Raw genomic sequence first — 17,758 nt, 5'->3', positions numbered from 1 at the left:
GAGCGGACTGCAGAGCCCACGGAGGCGAGGGACCGATGAGGAACATACTGCGCTGGAGCCTGTGCGGAGCGCTGGTGATGGCTGCGGCGAGTGGATGCAGCGGCGATGGCGCACAGGAACCGGAAGGGCTGGCCACGTCCGCGGTGTGCGACGGAACACTGACCGGGCCTGCGGCGGAGGCGCTCGAACGAATCGGCGGCACGAAACAGTTCACCGAACTCACCGGCACCAATGACATCGGCGACCCGAGCAAGTTCTCGTTGGACCTGGCAGTCAGACGTCTCCATACCGAACTCGGCCAGCGGAGTGAATGCACCCTGTACAAGGCTGACAACGACAGTGGGATCTACCTGATGAAAATCCGGTTCGAGCCCACGGCGGAGCGTCCGGCTCCGGAGAAGGCCTCGAAAGCTCAGAACGCAGGCGACGACCGGCTGGTTTTCCCTCTCGGCCTGTACGCATACACGCCTGAGGAAAACGGCGCCTCCCTGCTTTTTTCATGCGCCACGAAAAGCCCCGAAGAGAACACGCCCTACGTAATGGCCAGCATGTTCACCAACAAGAACCAGGTCAATCCAGGCAGTACGGCCAAGGATCGCATGACGGTGCTCAATGCCGTATCCCGCGCCTTGGCCGAGAAACTCGGCTGCGCCGCACAGGCGCAACTTCCAGCCGAAGTGCCCGACGCACTGCCCGGGTGACACGACGGCCCCGGTGCACAGGCTGATGACACCGCCGCCCGCGCACCGGGGCCGTCAGGGCCAAGCTCACCGCATCCGGGTGGCCCACTCCTGGACCTTCTTGATCCGGTCCTGGATCTGCCCGGCCGTCGCCTCGGCGCTCGGCGGGCCGCCGCACACCCTCCGCAGCTCGGTGTGGATCACGCCGTGCGGCTTGCCGCTCTGGTGCGTGTACGCCGACACCATCGTGTTGAGCTGCTTGCGCAGTTCCAGCAGCTTCTTGTGGGTGACCACCGGCCGCCCCTCGGCCGGCTTCTCCAGCAGATCCGCCTCTTCCGCGGGCTTCTGCCTGCTGTGCGCGATCTGCCGGGTCTGCCGCTTCTGGAGCAGCAGCTGCACCTGGTCCGGTTCGAGGAGGCCCGGGATGCCCAGGTAGTCCTGCTCCTCCTCGCTCCCCGGGTGCGCCTGCATGCCGAATTCGGCGCCGTCGTACAGCACCCGGTCGAAGACCGCGTCCGATTCCAGCGCCTCGAAGGGCAGCTGGTCCTCGGTCTCCTCGTCCTCCAGCTTCTCCGCGTCCGCGAGGAGCTGGTCCTCCTCGGCGAACGGGTTCTCCTCGTCGCTGCCCTTCTTCGGCTTGTCCAGCACGTGGTCGCGCTCGACCTCCATCTCGTTCGCGAAGTCGAGGAGCATCGGGATGGTCGGGACGAAGACGGAGGCGGTCTCACCCCGGCGCCGCGACCGGACGAAACGGCCGACGGCCTGGGCGAAGAAGAGCGGCGTGGAGATGGTCGTGGCGTACACGCCGACCGCGAGTCGCGGGACGTCGACGCCCTCGGACACCATCCGCACAGCGACCATCCAGCGGGAATCGTCCTGGCTGAACTTGTCGATCTTCTTCGACGCGGCCTTCTCGTCGGAGAGGACCACCGCCGGGGACTCCCCCGTCACCTTCTTCAGGATCTTGGCGTACGCGCGGGCCGACTCCTGGTCCGTGGCGATGACGAGCCCGCCGGCGTCCGGAATGCCCTTGCGGACCTCGGTCAGCCGCTTGTCGGCGGCGGACAGCACGTTGGGGATCCAGTCGCCGGTGGGCGAGAGTGCCGTGCGCCAGGCCTGACCGATGGCGTCCTTGGTCATCGGCTCGCCGAGCCGTGCGGCGATCTCGTCCCCCGCCTTGGTGCGCCAGCGCATGTTGCCGCTGTAGCTGAGGAAGATCACGGGGCGGACGACACCGTCGGCCAGGGCGTTCCCGTAGCCGTAGGTGTAGTCGGCCGAGGAGCGCCGGATGCCGTCGTTGCCCTCCTCGTACGCGACGAAGGGGATCGGGTTGGTGTCGGACCGGAAGGGCGTACCGGTCAGGGCGAGCCTTCGCGTCGCCGGGTCGAACGCCTCCTGACAGGCCTCGCCCCAGGACTTCGAGTCACCGGCGTGGTGGATCTCGTCGAGGATCACGAGCGTCTTGCGCTGCTCGCACCGGTTGCGGTGCAGCATGGGGCGGACGCCGACACCGGCGTACGTGATCGCGACCCCGTGGTACTCCTTGCTCACGGGGCCGGCGCTGTACTCGGGGTCGAGCTTGATGCCTATGCGGGCCGCGGCCTCCGCCCACTGCTTCTTGAGGTGCTCGGTCGGCGCCACGACGGTGATCTGCTGCACCACGTGGTGGTGCAGCAGCCATGAGGCGAGGGTCAGCGCGAAGGTGGTCTTCCCGGCGCCGGGGGTCGCGACCGCGAGGAAGTCGCGCGGCTGATCCTGGATGTACTTCTCCATGGCACCCTGCTGCCAGGCTCGCAGCTTCCCGGCCGTCCCCCAGGGGGCGCGGCCGGGAAAGGCGGGTGAGAGGTGGTGGGAGGCGGTAGTAGTCACGGTCTCCGGTTCGGGGCACTCGGGTACGTGGGGCGCTGTCCGTGCGGGCCGGAGCCGGCCCGTACGCGATACGACAACCGGGCCACCCTACCGGCGGGCGGGACGGAGCCCGCCCTCGACGACGCCGCTCCGGAGCATAGTGCGACACCTCTCACACCTCGGCGACGACCAGCTCGCGCAGCCCCTGGCGATGGGCTTCACCTCGTCACCTCACCGGTCGCCACCGCGATGACCAGGCGTTCCGCCGCGTCGATGTCCGGGCGCCGGTCCGCTACGTTCATCGCCAGGAACGAGCGGTATCGCGTGCATGCTGGTGCCTTCCTGCTCGGCCCGCCGCTCGAGGGCCTCGGTCCGGTCGTCACGGAGGCGCAGGTTCACAGCCGTACCGAAACGGCAAAACCGCGTGAGGTCGACCAGCAAGCACCACAGCCGCTACCGGGGCTGCACCCGGCTCGCCACCCACACCCCCGTGAGCGCCACCGCCGCCATCGGCAGGAACACCACCATGAACGCCCCCGGATGCGCCGGGGCCGTACCGCTGCCCACGGCGCCGTGCGCGGCCGCGCCCACCGCGCCACCACCGAGCGCGGCGAACGCCGCACCGCCCGCGGCGAGGAGCAGCGCGTTGGCCAGGCCGTCCGAGATCTGGAGGGCGGCCGAATTGGCACCCGCCTCGTGCGGGGCCGACAGCTTCAGCAGCAGCACGCTCGTCGACGCGATCACCATGCCCATGCCGAAGCACCCGAATCCCCAGACCAGCGCCAGGGTCCACACCGGTACCGCCTGGATCAGCACGCTCGGCGCGGCGAGGATCGACAGGGTCACGCACACCATGCCCGCCATCATGAGCGTCCCCCGGTGAGTCTCCATCCGGGGCCGCGCGAGTACGTACGAGCCGAGAGCCCAGGTCAGACCGCCGGCGGCCAGGGAGAGGCCGGCCAGCGTCGGGGAGAGGCCGCGCTGGGTCACGAGCATCAGCGGGACGAAGGACTCGGCGACGATGAAGGAGCCGGCAGACATCCCCCGCAGCAGGATCACGGCGGGCAGCCCCCGCGCGGCCCGGACGGTACCCCGGGGCAGCAGTCCGCGCACGGCGGGGACGAGCAGCGCGGCGCCCGCCAGTGCCGGCACCAGCGAGACCCACCGCAGCTCCTGCCCCGCGTACTGGAGCAGCCCCGCGCCCACCGAGATCCCGAGCGCGAGCCGGATGCGGCGCCGGTCGAACGGCTCCGCCGCGGCCTCCGCGTCCGTGGGCCCTCCCGCCATCCGCCGTATCGCGGGGAGTGCCAGGCCCAGCGGCAGGAGAATGAGGACCGGGATGCCGACGAAGACCCAGCGCCACCCGAGGTGTTCCGTCACGGTCCCCGAGGCGAGCGGCCCGACGACGGACGGGACGATCCAGGCCGCCGAGAAGCCGGCCATGATGCCCGGCCGGATCCGCTCCGGGTACGCCCGCCCGATGACCACGTACAGCGCCACGATGACGAGCCCGCCGCCTATGCCCTGGACGGCCCGTCCCAGGACGAACATCCACATGCTCCCCGCGGTCCCGGAGAGCACCAGCCCGGCCCCGAAGGCGCCGATGCCGGTGGCGAGCGGGGCGAGCGGCCCGCGCCGGTCGGCCCACTGCCCGGACAGCACCATGGCGAAGAGGCTGGTGGTGAAGTACGCGGAGAAGGCGAACGCGTAGAGCGGGATCCCGTGCAGCTCCCTGGCCGCCACCGGCATCGCAGTCCCGACGGCGGTCGCCTCGAAGGCGATGAGCAGGACGACGGAGACGATCCCGACGCTGAGCGCCCGGTAGGTCCGCCCCAGGACGCCTTCCGCCGGTTCGGCGACGGTGGTCTCCACAAGGGCGGCGGTGACCTCGGCGTCACGGGGTTCCAGGGCAGTCATGCGCACCAGGGTAAGGGCCGTCGCGCCGGGTGACCCCTGTCGGTGGTCGGTACCCGGCCGGTCCCATGGACCTACGACCGCGGCCCCAGCCCCCAGCGACCCGACTTGCCCGGGAGGGTGCCGGAAGGGCGCGCCCGCCCGTCAGGGAGGGGCGGGCGCACCCGAGTCCGGGTTACGCCGGGTCCAGGGACGGCCGCGCTTCCAGCCCTCCGTCGTTCTCGCAGTCCAGTTCCTTCGCCATGGCCAACGAGAAGGAGTGGGCGACGGTGGCGTAGGCGTTCTTCAGCGCCTCGGGGTCGCCCTCGGGTTCCGTGGGCATGCCTCCGCGTTCGACGCCGATGTCGATGCGGGCCGGGGCGGAGCCGGGCAGCTCCCCGCTCCGGCAGGCGAACCGGAGGTACGCGCCGTCCGTCGCGGCCAGGGCCCGCTCCCCCATCTTCAGCACCGTGAACTTCGGGGCCGGGTCGTCCACGGGGGCGCTGCCGGACAGCTGCCAGGTGATCCGGAGGTCGTCGTCCGACGTCCCGGTGGTCGGATAGACGCGGCAGACCTCCCCGTCGCCGGTCGCGGAGGATGCGAACCTTTCACTCAGGGCCTGTACGGCCCGCACCACCGTGGACTCGTCGTCCTCGAACCGGGATGAGCCGGTGATCACCTTCAGCGCCTTGCCCGCCTCGGCCGACACCGCCTCTCCCCCCGCAGAGCCGTTCGGCCCCGACGGCCTCGTCGGCTGCCTTCCCGGCCTCGTCGTCCCCTCCCCCGCAGCCGGTGGCCCCGAGGACCAGGGAGCCGGCCATGGCCGCACCGAGGAATCCGCCACGTACAGCCCTACGACTGATCACCATCTGCATCGTTCTTGTCCTCGGCCGGCCACCGGGCTCAGCCGGTCTCCGGGTCGTTGCCCTGCTGGTTCTCGCGGTCGTTGCCCGTGCCGTAGCCGACCCGCATGGATTCCTTCAGGTCCTGTCCGAACTCGCTGTCGGAGGTCACCCCGTTGCGCCGCATGAAATCCTCCATCGGGGACTCGGCCATGCTTTCACCTGAGGAGTAGACCTTGGTCTTCTCCTCCCGGGTGAGCTCCTCCACCTTCTCCTTGTGCTCGCCCACCGACTTGTCGGACATGTCGCCGACCACCTGGCCGATGACCTGCTCGGCAGCCCCGCTGGCCGTGTCGGTCGCGAGCGGGATGAGGATCGCCGCCGTGCCCACGGCCGCGGTCGCGGGCAGGAAGGCGACGCCTGCCGCCACGCCCGCAACGGCACCGAACTCGATCCAGCCGGACCGCTTGGCGACCGCCTTCCCGTAGTCCTCGTGGGTCTTCAGGTTCGTCGCCTCCACCTGGTCGGCCCGCGACTGGTCGAGCATGCCCTGCATCTCGGCACCCACGTGCACCGTCGCTCGGGCCGCGCCCTCGTCGATCTTCCCGTCCGGGCCCACCTGCCCTTCCAGCACACTGCGCGTGTACACCTGCTCCGCGGTCGAGACGGTCGCGTAGGCGTCCGGGTGCTGACCAAGGGTGCTGAGGAAGCCCCGGGCGATGCTGCGGCCGGGGCGGTCGTCGGTGTCCGAGAAGTCGAGATGCCCTTCCGGGTTCCTGCCGTTTCCGATAGCACCGAGGTCGTCACGATGGACCACCAGGTCGCCACCCCCGCCTCCTGCGGCCGGAATGCTGTTGATCTGCACGGCGCTCCGCTGGGCCGCAGCCGCGCGCAGTTCGGCCCACTCTTGCTCGAACGTCACGAATTCCCCCAAGTTCTTCCGGGAAGGCCGCTTCGTCCTGAACGCGCGACCACCGGCCCACTCACCGGATCGCCGGCATCTCCGCCGTCGCCCAGGCGCCCGGCCATGGATTCTCCGAATTCCGGACGAAAGCAGCCGAGTGCCGTTGCCCCGGGCTCAGTTCCGTCATCGTCCGGTCCCGCCGCCGTTCATGAACGGCGTGTGGCAGTCGCGTTGCGGCAGGCCCCCGTCCCTTGATGGCGCCACGGCGCAGCCGTACGGTCATGAGCACGGGGAAGCGACACCACCCGACCGTGTGCCCGAGAGGCTCAGGGGCTCGACTGCAACTCGAGTTACACCGGTTCGAATCCGGTCACGGTCTCCACCTACGGCGCCGGCGCGGGACATCCGCCCGGCGCCGCCTCGTTCCCGTCGGCCACAGGGCTGCGCGTAGGATCTGGCCCCTTGTCCGGTGCACGGGTCCGCAGGGACCGGGATCACGGGGAGCGCGCGCATGGCCGTCGTCATCTTCTTGTTCGTCATAGCCGCGGCGTTTCTCGTCGTGGCGCTGGTCGGCCCCTACCGGCTCTACTGGCGGGCCCGGCCGCAGGCGGCACGGCAGCCGTCGGACACGGCTCTCGCAGTGGGGCGGGTCGCCGCGTTCGGGGCCGCCGGGGTGTTCGTCTTCGGGGGCTGTTCGGTCCAGGCAGGCATCGACAGGGCCTCCTGGAGCGCGAGCGAGGTCCGGGAGGCCGCCGAGGAGGCGGCCGACTCCATGGCCGCCGACACGCAGATCCGCCGCGACCCGGCGGACGGCTACACCTCGCTGATCAAGGCGGGCGTCATGAGGGCGGGTGACGACCAGGGGCCGCTGTACAGGGTTTCCGTGGAACGGGCGGCCGGGGGCGGGCACGACTACGAGATATCCGCGGGTGGTGCTGCCACGACCGTCTGCATGCACGTCACGGAGGAGAAGTCCGCAGAGGGCGGGGTCTTCGTCCCGGGAGCGGACGGCGGGAGCAGCAGCTCCATCCCCGAGTACGACCTGACCGCCACGGTCGACGACGGCGCCTGCTGACGCAGACGGCCGGGGCAGGAAGTGCCTGGGGTCGGATTCCGGTCACAGCATTCCGGCGGGACACCCTCATCAGACCGCGCGAGTCACCCGGCGCCCGGGCGCCGCACGCCCGCCGGGCCTCGCGGACTCAGGCGGCCGGACCTTGGCCTGGAGGGCCGCCGTACGGTGTGCCGGTCCCCGGACCACCGGGCGGGGGCCCGTACGCCGGGTACGGCGGCTGCGGTTGCTGCTGGTACGGGTGCGGCGGCTGGTACGGGTGCGGCTGCGGGACGGCGCGGGCGGCGCTCCGGCGGCGGGAGCGGACGACCACGACAGCCGCTGCGGCACCGATGAGGGCTGCTGCGCCGATGCCCAGGCCGATCCAGAGGGTGGTGTTGCCGCTGTCGCCGGCGGCCGGTGCTGCGGAGGCCGGCTCATCGCTCTTCTCGGAGCCCCCCGTGGCCTTGGAAGGGGCGGCGGAGGGCGCCGGGGACTCGGCCGCGGCGAGGTCAGGGAGCGGGTACTCGTCGGCGGGGCCCGGGTCGCCCGGGGTCTTCAGAGCGATGCGGGGGCGGACGATGCCGTAGCCGATGTCGTCCGCACGCTCCTCGCCGGTCGTGGGGCCGCCTGCCGTGTTGAGCAGCACTCGCAGCACCTGGTTGTTGGTCCAGTCCGGGTGCTTGGACCAGATGAGTGCGGCGGAGGCTGAAGCGAGGGCTGTGGCATCACTGGTGCCATGCGATTTGCAGAGTCCTGTCTCACTCGGACAGGCGTGGATCATCTCCTCGCCCGGCGCGGAAAGGTCCACCTGGGGGCCGAACTGGGATTCCTCCGTCCGCTGCAGGTCCTTACCGATGGCCGCCACGCCCACGGCCCCGGGAGTCGCTCCCGGGTACTTGACACTATTGGTGCTCTTGGCATCGTTACCCACTGCTGCAAAGACCAACGAGCCCTTGTCCAGCGCGTACTTGACCGAGTCCGTCAGCTTTTGGGAACCCCCGCTCGTCCCCAGCGAAATGTTGATGACCTGAGCACCTTTGTCGGCCGAATATCGGATGGCCGCAGGAACCGTGGCGTTGAACTGTTCGATATCTTCCGCAAGGTTGGCAGCCTTGTCGGGGACCCGGACAGGAAGAATCTTCACGCCGGGAGCCAGCCCGAACGCACCATCTCCGCCCCGGCTGTCACCAGTTCCGGCGATCAGGGCAGCGATACCCGTGCCGTGACCGTCGTAGCCCGTGTGCTCGTCACCGGATTCCCCCGGAGCGAAGTCCTTCCCGTCGAGGACCTGCCCTTCCAGATCAGGGTTTGACCTGTCGACCCCTGAGTCGATCACCGCAACAGTGACGCCCTTCCCTGTACTGGTGCGCCACATCTCCTCGGCCTTCATCGCTGTCAGGTGCCACTGATCCGAACGGATCGAATCCGCCTGGGCATGACCTCCCGAAGCAGCTACCAGAAGTGCTGCAAGGGCCGTCGACAGCACGGCCCTCTGCCGTCCTTTGTGCACACTTCTGGTAAGCATTCGCATCCTTGTCCGGGAACTTTCCATCAGTCGATAACAGGAGGTACGACGCGCCGTCCACCCTGCTGCCAAGTCTCTTCGTCTTCAACCAGGTAATCGGGACGCTCGCCACCTTCATCCCTACGGGGAGCTTGCGGCCGAGACCCGGACGGCCCTGCCGTTCCACGTCCCGCCTGTCCAGCGGCACGCCCGGCTTCGTTGCCCCGGACAAGGCCTGTGCCACCGGGCGTGAAGGGACGTTCACCTGAACGCGCCGTCTGCTGGGGTCGGCCACCGACGATCCCGTTGCTTCCGCCGGCCGGAAGCCGTCCGCCCGTGGCCCCACTCCCGCCCCGGGCAGCGCCGCCGCCGCTCATACCGCCGTGGCCCACGGGGGCGCGTCCCTGGGTCCCCTCACCGCCGACAACGGTTCCGCCCGGAAGCCCTCGCCCGGTGGGCTGGGCTGTCGGCCTGCCACCGTAGATGCCCGCATCACCGCGCGGCGGGCGGCTTGCCTGGCCCGAGCCGGGCACGCTCTGGCCAGGTAGCAACGGCGACCGGACACCCGGCCCCGAACTCTTCGCGCTGCCGTGAGGGCCTGGAAACGGCCGTGAGCCGCCGAGCGTGGGTGGCACAACGGGGAACCCCGAGGGGAGACCCCCGTCCGGCTTGCCCGTCACCGGCGGCCCTGGCAGTGGCGCTGATGGCGCGGACGGGGGCTGCGGCAGAGTCGCTGTGCTGTTGACCTCCATACTGACCGGGGTTTCGAGGTGGAGCGGCGCGCGGACCGCTGGGAGCTCAGGAGCGACCGGGCTCCCAGGAGCCGTTGCCTGCGCGGACACGGAGTGCCTGGGCTCCCCACGAGGGGTGCCCTCGTCCACGGCCCCGCTGCCGCCAGCTGGTACGCCGTACGTCTCGGAGCCACCGTAGCCACCTGCTCGCTCCGGCACGATCTCCCCCGGCGGAGGCGGAAACGCCGGCTTCTCCAGGCCGTCCATCTGCGAGGCCGACAACGCGTACGCCTGCGCCAGCTTCCGCATCTCCGCCGCAGCCTCCTGGCGGTTCGCCTCCTTCGCGGCGACCAGCGTTTCTGCCGACTTCTGCGCCACCGCCGACGCGTCCGGGTCGTTCCGTGCCGCCAGCGCGGCGTCCAGGTTCGCCTGCGCCCCCGCGTGGGTGCGCGGGATGGACACCTGGGCCGAGGCGAGGGAGTCGGAGGCGCGGGCCAGCCACTTCGCCGCGCCCTCGCTGTAGGCACCCAGCCGCAACGTCGCGTTCACCAGATCCGCGCTCCAGGTGCGGAACGCGTCCGCGCCCTCGCCCTTCCACTCGACCGTCTGCGGACGGCCCCTGAGCTCTTCCGCGATCTCGCGGATCTTCTTCGCCGCGCTCACCAGCCGGTCCGACGCGCCCTGGATCGCCCCGCTGTTGGCCACATCCAGCCACGCGAGCATCTCCTCGTGCGACATTGTGTCGAACGGCGTGCCCTGCCCTGCTTCCCCGTGGTCCATCCCTAGCCCCCGCCTGTCCCCCGTGCCGTTCTCGTGCACGTCGTCATCATCAGATCGCTCCGGTGGTCGGCTTCGGCTTGGGCACGTCCGGGGTCGCCTGCCCGTTTCGCTGCCCCGTCGGGTCGTACTCCCCGCCGTAGTGCTCTTCCACCCCGTCGCTGATCGCGAGCATGCGGCGGCGGAGGTCGTCGTCGATGTTCGCGTAGCCGTTGTGGGAGGCGAGCACCGCGATGCTCATGCCCTCGATGCAGTCCGAGAGCAGCTTCGAGAGCGACTCCAGCTCCGTGATCACCGTCTCGTACGACATGAACAGCGAAGCGGCCTCTGCCCACCGGCTGTCGCCCCCGCCGAACTGCCGGCGCGACATGGGGTCTTCCGCCAGCTGCCTGGGTCCCGCCGGGGACTCCTTCAGGTCGCGCAGGACTTCTTCTATGTGGTTACGGAACTTCGTGAACGACGTGAGCTCCGTGACCAGGGACGCCACCGCGATGCCCGCCATGAATCCCGGCATCGCCACCGGTCCCACTCCACCCTCGCTCGGCAGCACAGCGCCCTCCCCCGGATACAGACTGCTGCAGCCTCTGGGTCACTGTAGCCAGCATCTGTGTCACACCGCGCCCGCGAGTTACGCGTCTGCGCACGTCTGTACCCGGAGCGTCACGCCTTCGGCGTGGCCACCGCCGCCTGAGGCCTGATCGGGAGCCTGTTGACCGGGCGGCCCGTCGCCGCGCGGACCGCCGACGCCACCGCCGCGGGGGACGTCACCACCGGGACGGCCGAGGCGGGCTTGGCCCCGAAGGGGGCCACGACGTCGCGTTCCTCGATCAGTTTGACGATGTGGATGTCCGGCGCGTCCAGGGACGTCGGAAGGGCGTACCCGGTGAGGTCCGGGTGGCGGATCAGACCACGGGCGGTGCGGAGGTTCTCCGTGAGGGCCGCGCCGATGCCCTGGGTGACGCCCGCCTCGATGCGGGTCGCCAGCTGGGACGGGTTGAGGATCCGGCCGACGTCCTGAGCGACGGCCATCTCGACCACCCGGACCGAGCCGAGTTCGATGTCGACGTCGACCACCGCGCGGACCGCGCAGAAGGCCAGGCCCACGAAGGCGTCACCCTGGCCGGACTCGTCCAGGGGCTCGGTGGGGTGAGGGCGGCACTGGGCGGTGGCCCAGAGTTCCTTGCCGTCCATCGCCTCCATGACCGTCGTGGACAGCACACCGTCGTACGAGGTGATCTTGCCGTCGGCGATCTGGAGGAGCTCCGTGGACATGCCGAACTTGTGGGCCAGCGGCTGGAGGAGCTGGGTGCGGACCATCTTGGCGGCGCGTTCGATCGCCCCGCCCGAGACCCAGGTGTGGCGGCCGTGCGTCGCCGGGCCGGCGGGGGGCTGGTCGGTGTCCACCGCCGCGACGTGGACCTCTTCGACGCCCAGGGTCTCCTGGACGATCTGGCGGGCGAGCGTGGTGAAGCCCTGCCCGGTCTCGACGGCCGCGCAGATGACGGTGGCGACGCCGTCATGGATCCGGACCGTGGCCGTGGAGACCTCGTCGGCGCCCTCGGCACCCAGCATGTGGACCATGCCGAGGGCGTAGCCGACGCCCCTGCGTACGGCTCCGGGCTCCCCGGCACCCTCCGGGCCCCCGGGGAGCAGCCAGTCGTCCTCCGGGACGTCCTTGGGCAGCGCGGGGAGCGGGAAGCCGCGCAGCGCACCGAGGAGTTCGGCGACAGGGGCGGGGCAGGTCACGGTCTGGCTGGTGGGCAGGATGTCGCCCGTGGAGAGGGCGTTGCGCAGGCGGAGTTCGACCGGGTCGATGCCCAGCTTCGCCGCCAGCTTGTCCATCTGGCCCTCGTACGCGGCGCAGACCTGCATCGCGCCCTCGCCCCGTACGTGCCCCGAGGGCGGATTGTTCGTACGGACCGCCCAGCCCTCGATGAACGCGTGGGGGACGACGTACGGCCCGCAGGCGAAGGCCACGGCGGCGGCCAGGGATTCGGACGAGGAGTCGGCGTACGCGCCCGCGTCGAGGAGGATCTGCGCCTCGACCTTGACCAGCCTGCCCTCGGCGTCCGCGTGGTGGCGGTACCGCAGCAGGGTCGGGTGGCGGTGGGCGTGCCCGAGGAAGGACTCCTCGCGGGTGGCGGCCAGTTTGACGGGGCAGCCGGTGCGCAGGGCGAGCAGTCCGAGCGGGATCTGGAAGCCGGGGTCCTCCCGGTCGCCGGTCGCTCCGGGGACACCCGTCACGACGACCTTCACCCGCTCGGGGGCCAGGCCGAAGCACGCGGCGGCCAGGTCGCGGTCGGTGTGCGGGTCGGTGGACGCCGTGTAGAGCTCCACGCCTCCGTCAGGGCGGGGCACGGCGAGGCCGGCCTCCGCACCGATCGGTGCGGGGTCCTGACGGCCGATGCGGTACAGGCCCTCGACGATGACCTCGCCCACGGTGTCCGGGTCGCCGTAGCGCAGCGGGATGTGGCGGATCAGGTTGCCGTCGGGGTGCAGTGGTTCGGCGGCGAAGGCCTTCTCGGGGTCGGTGACCGGTTCGAGGACCTCGTACTCCACGGCGATCGCCGCGGCGGCCAGCCTGGCGGTGTCGGGGTGGTCCGCGGCGACGGCGGCGATCGCCTCGCCGTGGTGGCGTACGAGCTCGGATGCGAACACCGGACGGTCGACGACCCGGCGGCCGTACGAGCCGTCCCCGGGGATGTCCTCGTGCGTGACGACCGCACGTACCCCCGGCATGCCGGCGGCGGCCGTCGTGTCGATCGACAGGATGCGCGCGTGCGGGTGCGGGGAACGCAGCACAGCGGCCCACAGCAGTCCCTCGGCCCACAGGTCGGCCGCGTACGGGAAGGTGCCCTCGGTCTTGGCCCGTGCGTCGGCGGGCGGGAGGGAGGCGCCCAGTCCGTGCGCGGGCAGCCCCTGGTCCGGGTCGGGGCCCTCGGGCGGCGGTGTCGTCGTGTGGGTGGTGCTGGTCGCGGTGGCTGCGTCGCTGGTCACGCCGCCTCCTTGTCGTTCGCTCCGCTGCGGCGGCGGCTGGTGGTGGTGGGGATGACCGGTGGTGCGGGAGACGGCGCGGTGTTCACCGGACGTCTCCCTCGTGTGCCCGGGCGCTGCCCGCGCCGGGGGCGGCCTGGTGCGGGATGCGCGGTTCGGCGTCGTCCGGAGCGGTGGCTGCCGCCTCAGCGGTCGCCTCCCGGGCCGCGACGACGTCGCGGACGGCGTCGAGCACACCCCGGTAGCCGGAACACCGGCAGAGGTTGCCGCACAGGGCCCGGCGGGTCTCCAGCTCGCTGGGGGCGTGGTTGCCCTCGAGGAGGTCGTGGACGGTCATGGCCATCCCGGGGATGCAGAAGCCGCACTGGACGGCGCCGCAATCGGCCAGCGCCCGCTGGACGTCGGACGGTTCGCCGTCCACCGCGAGGCCCTCGACGGTGCGTACCTCGCTGCCCGCCGTCGTTGCGGCGGGCACCAGGCAGGAGGCCACCAGGCGGCCGTCGACCTGGACGTTGCAGGCACCGCACTCGCCCTGGGAGCAGCCGTCCTTGGCGCCGGCGAGACCGAGACGCTCCCGGAGTACGTACAGCAGCGACTCGCCGATCCAGGCGTCGCTGACGGGGCGGTCCACGCCGTTCACATGGAGGGTGTACGAGACCGAGGGGTGCTCGCTCGGACCGCCCGTGGAGACGGGAGCGGCGGCCTCGTCCGTGGGCACGAGACCGTGTTCGGGGGCGTGTTCGAGGCCGTGCCCGGGGGCGTGTCCAGGGGCGTGCTCGATGCCGTGCTCGAGGCCGTGCTCGGGGGCGTGTTCGAGGCCGTGCCCGGGGGCGTGTCCAGGGGCGTGCTCGATGCCGTGCTCGAGGCCGTGTTCGGGGGCGTGTTCGGCCTCTGCTGCGGGCGCCTCGTCGGCTGCCGGGTCAGTGGCGGTCGGCTCGGCTTCGCCCGCCGGGGCTTCGGCCGCCTGAGCCTCCGCCTCCGCAGGCTCTTCCGGCTCGCTCACGGCCTCCGTGACGGCCTCGGCGACCGCCGGGGCCTCCTCGGCCCCTTCCGCGGCCTCCGAGGGCTCCACGGGCGCCGGGGGCCCCACCGGTGCCTCCTCCGCAGCGGCCTCGGGCTCGGCCGCCGGCTCCTGCGTCGCCCACGGCGCGGGCGCTCCGCCCGGCAGCGTGTCCGGCGGCGTGTTCGCGTACCACTGGGACGCCGTCGCCGACGCCGCGAACTCGCCGGACTCCTCCGGGAGGTCGCCGTCCGCGACCGGGATCGTCCACTGACCGGTGTGGCCGGCGGGCTCGGGAACCGGTTCGGGCTCGAGCTCGGCGGGGACGGCCTCGGGGAAGTGCCACTGGGCCGTCGTGGCGGACGTCTGCGCGTACTGCGACGTGTCCGGGTACGGCTGCAGGTACGGATCCTGCTGCTGGTTCGGGTCGGGCCAGTGCACCGCCTCCGGCGCGGCCTCCGCGCTCGCGGCGTGGCCGTCGGGCCGCTCCTGCCGGCCCTGCGTCCGCACGACCCAGCTGCCCGTCGCCGCGGGGTCGAGGCCCGCGGCCGGGGTGAGCGGCAGGATCATCGGCGGCACATAGCTGTGCCCGGGGGCGGCCAGCGGGTCGCTCCCGAGGTCGGCGAGGTCCTCCGGGGGCAGATGGACGAAGGCGGTCGCCTCGGCGTCGTACTCACCGCCCTGCGGGGTCGGCTGCCAGCCGGCGTACGGGTCGGGCTGCCCGTGCTGCTGCTCGGGGTTCTCTTCATTGCTCACGACAGTGCCCTCCCCAGTGCGCGTCGGGCGAGCGCGGCGACCGTGCGCCGCAGGTGCAGGACTGCGGGCGACAGCGGAGGAGCCTCTCCCCCGTCGTCCGGTGGAGCCTGGTCCGGGATGCAGGCCGCCGCGACGTACTCGCCGAAGGCGGCCAGCGCGTCGGGGGCCAGGCCGCGTTCGCCGTCCCAGTCGATCAGGGAGGCGATCCAGCGTTCCGCCTCCAGGGGCCGCAGGGGCATCGGGGCGATCGCGCCGACCGCGCAGCGCACCCCGCGGCGGGCCGGGTCCAGCACGATCGCGACGGAGGCGGTGGCGCGGCCGGGGCCCGTGCGGCCGGTCGCCTTGAGGAAGACCTGGGGGGCGTGCAGCAGCGGCACGCGGACGAAGCCGATCAGCTCGGCGGGCTCGAGCATCTCGCGGCCCGCCAGCAGGTGCGAGACGGGAATCTCCCGGCGGGAACCCCCGGTGCCCGCGATGACCAGCTCGGCCTCCAGGGCGGCCAGGACCGGCAGGGCGTCACCGGTGGGGGCCGCGGTGGCGATGTTGCCGCCGAGCGTCCCGGCGTTACGGATCTGCGGCGGGCCCGCCGCACGCGCGGAGGCGGCCAGCGCGGGAATGAGGGCGGCGAAGTCGGGCCGCCCCATGCGCGCGTGTGTGAGACCGGCCCCGAGCAGGGCGTGGCCGTCCTGGTAGTGCCAGCCGCGCAGCTCGCTGATCCGGCCGAGGCCGACCAGTCCCGAGGGCCGCAGCAGGCCCTTGTTGACGGCCGACATGAGGTCTGTGCCGCCGGCCACAGGAACGGCGGCGGGCATGGCGCCGAGAGCCGCCACGGCCTCGTCGAGCGAGGCCGGCAGCGTCACCGACTGCATCGCCTGCGGTGCGTGCGTGGTCAACCCAGCTGCCCCTTCCCGGTGTCCCGGCAGTCCCGCCTGTCCGCCGTACGGTACGTGCTCACGGCCGGGACGTGGCAACTCTGGCACATCTTCCGGGCAGTCCGACGCGAGGGTCCACGAAGGGTGTTTCCGTCCCCGACCAGGGGAAAAGTCCCGTTTGGCAGCCCTTCCGCCCTGCGTACGAATTGCCAAGATTCAGCAAGTTCGTACGAATTATTCGGTTCCCCTGGCCGGCACGTGGGGCAGCGGTCACACGGTCGGGGGCGGTCCCTCGATCGGGCGACCCAGGACGCCGGGCCTGCGTTGCCACGGCAGCGGCCCCGAGGGCGGCCGGTAGGCGACACCCAGGGCGTCGAGCCGGGCGTAGTGCGTGTTCATCCTGCGGGCGAAGTCGGCGAAGTCCCGCTCACCGGGGGCCGGGAGGCGCGACCAGGCGACCTCGGCGAAGGCGGCGAGCCTCGGGAACACCTGGTAGTCGACGCGGTCCCGGTTCTGCATGACCTCGGTCCAGACGTTGGCCTGGGTGCCCATGATGTGTCCGGCCGCCTCCTCCGAGAGGCCGGGGGGCACGGGTTCGAAGCGGTAGACGTCCTCCAGGGTCCGGACGTACCCGATGGGCATCGGCTCGTCGGGGCCGCCGTCCTGACGGTAGTCCAGGTACACCTGCTGCACGGGGCACATCACGACGTCGTGCCCGGCCTCGGCGGCGGCGATCCCGCCCGCGTAGCCCCGCCACGACGTCACTGCCGCGCCCTCGGCGAGGCCGCCCTCCAGGATCTCGTCCCAGCCGATCAGGCGGCGGCCCCGGGCGGTCAGCCAGCGGTCGAAGTGGCGGATGAACCAGGACTGGAGCTCGTCCTCGTCGGCCAGGCCGGCTTCGGCCATGCGGGCCTGCGCCGCCGGTGACGCCTTCCACTGGTCCTTGGGGCATTCGTCACCGCCGATGTGGATGAACGGCGAGGTGTCGGCCGGGAAGAGGTCGAGCAGTTCTTCGAGTACCCCCTCGAAGAAGCGCAGGGTGTTGTCGGTGGGGGCGAGTACGTTCGGGTTGACGCCCCAGGTGTCCCACACGGAAAGCGCGGAGGTGTCGATGACGTCGGTGTTGCCCAGTTCCGGATACGCGCTGATCGCCGCCTGCGAGTGCCCCGGGATGTCGATCTCGGGGACGACCCGGATATGCCGCTCGGCGGCGTAGGCGACGATCTCGCGGATGTCGTCCTGCGTGTAGAAGCCGCCGTGCGGCGTCTCGTCCCACAACTCGGAGGCCCGGTGGCCGTATTTGGTGCGTGGACGCCAGGCGCCGGTCTCCGTGAGCCGGGGATGACGCTTGATCTCGACGCGCCAGCCCTGGTCGTCGGTGAGGTGGAAGTGGAAGACGTTCAGTTTGTGGGCCGCCATCAGGTCGAGCATGCGCAGCACGCCGTCCTTCGGCATGAAGTGCCGTGCCACGTCGAGCATCAGACCGCGCCAGCCGAAGCGCGGGCCGTCCTCCACCTCCGTGACGGGGACGAGCCGGTCGGCGCCGGGGTTCACCGGCGCCCGGCGAAATGCCTCGGGACCGAGGAGCTGGCGGAGGGTCTGCGCTCCCCAGAAGACCCCGGCGGCGCTTCCGCCGGCGATCCGCACGCCCCGGTCCGGCTCCACGTCGAGCCGGTAGGCCTCTGGCTCCAGGGCGGAATCGATGCGCAGGTCGACGGTGTTCGCGCTGCCCGCGGGGGCCGGGGCGAGCGGCAGGCCGAAGGCCGCCCCGAGCGTGGCGCGCAACCAGCGTTCCGTGCTCTCGGTGCCGGGACCTGCCGTGAGGGTGGTGGCTCCGTCGAGGCGGAATCCGCGGCGTCCGTCGCCGCCGGTACGTGCGGGCGCCGGAATCAGGTTGTCCATG

Annotated in this window: 12 protein-coding genes, 1 tRNA gene and 2 pseudogenes; 3 read left to right on the top strand and 12 right to left on the bottom strand. The window is 71.6% G+C overall.

Going from position 1 to position 17,758, the window contains the following annotated elements; translation table 11 throughout:
- Positions 1–35: 35 nt before the first annotated feature.
- Positions 36–701 carry a hypothetical protein gene (locus OO67_RS09590; RefSeq protein ID WP_033298932.1) on the top strand — a complete coding sequence of 222 codons (666 nt, stop codon included), beginning with the start codon at positions 36–38 and terminating at the stop codon, positions 699–701.
- 66 nt (positions 702–767) lie between these two features.
- On the opposite strand, the gene OO67_RS09585 is transcribed toward OO67_RS09590, so the two are convergent.
- From OO67_RS09585 to OO67_RS09570, 5 genes and pseudogenes are all read right to left on the bottom strand, one after another.
- On the bottom strand, positions 768–2,549 hold the full coding sequence (locus tag OO67_RS09585) for a DEAD/DEAH box helicase (protein WP_033298931.1): 1,782 nt from the start codon (positions 2,547–2,549) through the stop codon (positions 768–770).
- A 276-nt stretch (positions 2,550–2,825) separates the two neighbouring features.
- Positions 2,826–2,927: pseudogene (locus OO67_RS39615) on the bottom strand (CopG family transcriptional regulator); the annotation flags it as partial.
- A gap of 54 nt (positions 2,928–2,981) precedes the next feature.
- Positions 2,982–4,445 carry an MFS transporter gene (locus tag OO67_RS09580; protein ID WP_033298930.1) on the bottom strand — a complete coding sequence of 488 codons (1,464 nt, stop codon included), beginning with the start codon at positions 4,443–4,445 and terminating at the stop codon, positions 2,982–2,984.
- A gap of 172 nt (positions 4,446–4,617) precedes the next feature.
- Positions 4,618–5,130: a hypothetical protein gene (locus OO67_RS09575; RefSeq protein ID WP_033298929.1), complete on the bottom strand. Its 513-nt coding sequence runs from the start codon at positions 5,128–5,130 to the stop codon at positions 4,618–4,620.
- 194 nt (positions 5,131–5,324) lie between these two features.
- Positions 5,325–6,044, bottom strand: a pseudogene (locus OO67_RS09570) (hypothetical protein); the annotation flags it as partial.
- 430 nt (positions 6,045–6,474) lie between these two features.
- Here OO67_RS09570 and OO67_RS09565 point away from each other — a divergent pair.
- Positions 6,475–6,549, top strand: a tRNA-Cys gene (locus tag OO67_RS09565).
- A 129-nt stretch (positions 6,550–6,678) separates the two neighbouring features.
- On the top strand, positions 6,679–7,242 hold the full coding sequence (locus tag OO67_RS09560; RefSeq protein ID WP_033298927.1) for a hypothetical protein: 564 nt from the start codon (positions 6,679–6,681) through the stop codon (positions 7,240–7,242).
- 127 nt (positions 7,243–7,369) lie between these two features.
- Here OO67_RS09560 and mycP read toward each other — a convergent pair whose 3' ends face one another.
- From mycP to OO67_RS09525, 7 genes are all read right to left on the bottom strand, one after another.
- Positions 7,370–8,746, bottom strand: coding sequence for a type VII secretion-associated serine protease mycosin (gene mycP, locus OO67_RS09555; RefSeq protein WP_051709251.1), 1,377 nt, complete (start codon positions 8,744–8,746; stop codon positions 7,370–7,372).
- 26 nt (positions 8,747–8,772) lie between these two features.
- Positions 8,773–10,236 carry a hypothetical protein gene (locus tag OO67_RS09550; protein WP_033298926.1) on the bottom strand — a complete coding sequence of 488 codons (1,464 nt, stop codon included), beginning with the start codon at positions 10,234–10,236 and terminating at the stop codon, positions 8,773–8,775.
- Positions 10,237–10,285: 49 nt separating this feature from the next.
- Positions 10,286–10,783: a hypothetical protein gene (locus OO67_RS09545; protein ID WP_244300110.1), complete on the bottom strand. Its 498-nt coding sequence runs from the start codon at positions 10,781–10,783 to the stop codon at positions 10,286–10,288.
- A 110-nt stretch (positions 10,784–10,893) separates the two neighbouring features.
- Complete coding sequence (locus OO67_RS09540; RefSeq protein WP_033298925.1) at positions 10,894–13,230, bottom strand: xanthine dehydrogenase family protein molybdopterin-binding subunit; 2,337 nt, start codon at positions 13,228–13,230, stop codon at positions 10,894–10,896.
- 82 nt (positions 13,231–13,312) lie between these two features.
- Entirely contained in the window at positions 13,313–14,983 is a 1,671-nt protein-coding gene (locus tag OO67_RS09535) for a (2Fe-2S)-binding protein (protein WP_033298924.1), read from the bottom strand.
- The gene (locus OO67_RS09530; RefSeq protein ID WP_033298923.1) at positions 14,980–15,876 is read right to left on the bottom strand and encodes an FAD binding domain-containing protein; all 897 of its coding nucleotides are present in this window, start codon (positions 15,874–15,876) and stop codon (positions 14,980–14,982) included. Before OO67_RS09530 ends, OO67_RS09535 begins: the two co-directional genes overlap by 4 nt.
- 249 nt (positions 15,877–16,125) lie before the next feature.
- A complete protein-coding gene (locus tag OO67_RS09525; protein ID WP_033298921.1) occupies positions 16,126–17,757 on the bottom strand; it encodes a beta-N-acetylhexosaminidase in 1,632 nt (543 codons plus the stop codon).
- Between the last annotated feature and the right edge of the window lies 1 nt (position 17,758).

It is taken from the genome of Streptomyces atroolivaceus (assembly GCF_000717025.1).
Classification (GTDB): Bacteria; Actinomycetota; Actinomycetes; order Streptomycetales; family Streptomycetaceae; genus Streptomyces; species Streptomyces atroolivaceus.
The sequence above is the reverse complement of the archived record's forward strand: the minus strand, read 5'-3'. Positions and strand labels throughout refer to the sequence as shown.

Bases quoted from the DNA above. Each gene is read 5' to 3' on its own strand.
- OO67_RS09590 (WP_033298932.1), top strand. From the start codon at position 36: ATGAGGAACATACTGCGCTGGAGCCTGTGCGGAGCGCTGGTGATGGCT.
- OO67_RS09580 (WP_033298930.1), bottom strand. From the start codon at position 4,445: ATGACTGCCCTGGAACCCCGTGACGCCGAGGTCACCGCCGCCCTTGTG.
- OO67_RS09560 (WP_033298927.1), top strand. From the start codon at position 6,679: ATGGCCGTCGTCATCTTCTTGTTCGTCATAGCCGCGGCGTTTCTCGTC.
- mycP (WP_051709251.1), bottom strand. From the start codon at position 8,746: ATGCTTACCAGAAGTGTGCACAAAGGACGGCAGAGGGCCGTGCTGTCG.
- OO67_RS09550 (WP_033298926.1), bottom strand. From the start codon at position 10,236: ATGGACCACGGGGAAGCAGGGCAGGGCACGCCGTTCGACACAATGTCG.
- OO67_RS09525 (WP_033298921.1), bottom strand. From the start codon at position 17,757: ATGGACAACCTGATTCCGGCGCCCGCACGTACCGGCGGCGACGGACGC.